The organism is Xanthobacter autotrophicus (assembly GCF_030015065.1).
Lineage (GTDB): Bacteria > Pseudomonadota > Alphaproteobacteria > Rhizobiales > Xanthobacteraceae > Xanthobacter > Xanthobacter autotrophicus_D.
The window spans coordinates 1-885 of record NZ_JAIVFN010000276.1 but is presented as its reverse complement, the minus strand read 5'-3'; the positions used below and the strand labels follow the sequence as shown (position 1 = coordinate 885).

The 885-nt window shown below is 63.2% G+C and carries 1 protein-coding gene; it reads left to right on the top strand.

What is annotated here, in order from left to right; all coding sequences use genetic code 11:
* Positions 1-19: 19 nt before the first annotated feature.
* The coding region (gene nifH, locus K9U40_RS23070) for a nitrogenase iron protein (RefSeq protein WP_282892413.1) at positions 20-885 on the top strand (866 nt) is incomplete at its 3' end.

Below are 885 nucleotides of genomic sequence, written 5' to 3'. Positions count from 1 at the left end.
AGGTTCGAAGGAGAGCAAGATGTCGCTGCGACAGATCGCGTTTTACGGCAAGGGTGGTATCGGCAAGTCCACCACCTCTCAGAACACCCTGGCTGCGCTTGCGCAGATGGGTCACAAGATCCTCATCGTGGGCTGCGACCCGAAGGCCGACTCGACCCGCCTGATCCTGCACGCCAAGGCCCAGGACACCATCCTGTCGCTTGCGGCGAACGCGGGCTCGGTGGAAGACCTCGAGCTCGAGGACGTGATGAAGATCGGCTACCAGGACATCCGCTGCGTGGAGTCCGGTGGTCCGGAGCCGGGCGTGGGCTGCGCCGGCCGCGGCGTGATCACCTCGATCAACTTCCTGGAAGAGAACGGCGCGTACGAGGACATCGACTACGTGTCCTATGACGTGCTGGGCGACGTGGTGTGCGGCGGGTTCGCGATGCCGATCCGCGAGAACAAGGCCCAGGAAATCTACATCGTCATGTCTGGCGAGATGATGGCCATGTATGCGGCCAACAACATCTCCAAGGGCATCCTGAAGTATGCGAACTCCGGCGGCGTGCGCCTGGGCGGCCTGGTGTGCAACGAGCGCCAGACCGACAAGGAGCTGGAGCTTGCGGAGAACCTGGCGAAGAAGCTCGGCACCCAGCTGATCTACTTCGTGCCGCGCGACAACATCGTGCAGCACGCCGAGCTGCGCCGCATGACCGTGATCGAGTATGCGCCGGATTCCGAGCAGGCCCAGCACTACCGGAACCTGGCCTCCAAGGTTCACAACAACGCTGGCAACGGCATCATCCCGACCCCCATCACCATGGACGAGCTCGAGGACATGCTGATGGAGCACGGCATCATGAAGGCCGTCGACGAGAGCCAGGTCGGCAAGACCGCCGCCGA